The following is a 1445-nucleotide window of genomic DNA, read 5'->3' as shown; positions in this document are numbered from 1 at the left end:
CGCCGCTCACCGCCACGGCCGCCGATTGCAGCCAGTAGATGCCGATCGGCTTCTTGTAGCGCGAGGCATCCTGAAAACGGATGTCGACATAGTCGGAGGTTTCGACCATCTGCTTGGTGGCCTGGACAAAACGGGCTTCGTCGCGGTCGATGGGTGGAAGGCTCGCCAGTCCGCTGAACGTCATCAGCATGCTGAACAGAAAGAGAAAAAGATAGTTCCTGTTCATCGCGGAGCTTTCCGGATCTGATCTGCGGGATGGCCCCGTCGCGGCGCCTCAGGCCCTGCCCTGCGCGGCGCCTCAATACGCCAGCCCAAACGACGAAGCAAGGATTCGCAAACGCCCTCCGCGCGGGCTGCAAAACCGGAAAGCACTTTTGCTGACGCTGGACCTTTGTCTGGCGCGATCAGACGCAAAACCGGAAACCACTTTTGCTGATCGCGCTTGGATGCTAAACGCGCGCGTTCATGCACGCCTGAGCCACAGCGGCCGGACGCTTTCGGGAATAGAAAAAATGCCTGCCTTCAAATCGGATTTCCTGCGCACGATGAGCGAGCGCGGTTTCATCCACCAGACTTCGGATGATGCCGGTCTCGACAATATCTTCGCCAAGGAGACGGTGACAGCCTATATCGGCTTCGACGCGACCGCCAAGAGCCTGCACGCCGGCTCGCTGATCCAGATCATGATGCTGCACTGGCTGCAGCAGACCGGTCATCGGCCGATCGCGCTGATGGGCGGCGGCACCTCGATGATCGGCGACCCGTCGTTCAAGGATGAGGCGCGCAAGCTTTTGACCCCGCAGGACATCGAAGACAATCTTGCCGGTATCCGCCGCAACTTCATGCCCTACCTCAAATTCGGCAGCGGTCCCAACGACGCCATCATGGTCAACAACGCCGATTGGCTGATGGAGATCAACTACGTCAATTTCCTGCGCGATGTCGGTCGTCACTTTTCCGTCAACCGCATGCTGGCGTTCGATTCCGTCAAGCTGCGGCTCGATCGCGAGCAGTCGCTGTCGTTCCTCGAATTCAACTACATGATCCTGCAGGCCTATGATTTCGTCGAGCTCTACAAGCGTCTCGGCTGCCGCCTGCAGATGGGCGGCTCCGACCAGTGGGGCAACATCATCAACGGCATCGATCTCGGCCGCCGCATGGAGGACGCGCAGCTCTATGCACTGACCACGCCGCTGCTCACCACCTCGTCGGGCGCCAAGATGGGCAAGTCGGCTTCGGGCGCGGTCTGGCTCGACGCGGAGATGCTGAGCCCCTACGAATTCTGGCAGTACTGGCGCAACACCGAGGATGCCGACGTCGCCCGCTTCCTGAAGCTCTACACGACGCTGCCGCTGGACGAAGTGGCGCGGCTCGAGCGGCTCGGCGGATCCGAGATCAATGAGGCCAAGAAGATCCTCGCCACCGAGATCACCGCCCTGCTGCAC

The 1445-nt window shown here is 60.7% G+C and carries 1 protein-coding gene and 1 pseudogene; one reads left to right on the top strand and one right to left on the bottom strand.

All coding sequences use genetic code 11. From position 1 onward, the window contains the following. A pseudogene (locus EN925_RS35615) lies at window positions 1-226 on the bottom strand (glycosyltransferase family 39 protein); the annotation flags it as partial. Window positions 227-512: 286 nt separating this feature from the next. On the opposite strand from EN925_RS35615, the gene tyrS reads away from it, so the two are divergent. Beyond that, window positions 513-1445: tyrosine--tRNA ligase (gene tyrS, locus EN925_RS35610; protein ID WP_128337356.1), on the top strand; the 933-nt coding region annotated here is incomplete at its 3' end.

It is taken from the genome of Mesorhizobium sp. M7A.F.Ca.US.006.04.2.1 (assembly GCF_004022915.1).
Classification (GTDB): Bacteria; Pseudomonadota; Alphaproteobacteria; order Rhizobiales; family Rhizobiaceae; genus Mesorhizobium; species Mesorhizobium ciceri.
This window is presented reverse-complemented; position numbering and strand designations above follow the sequence as displayed.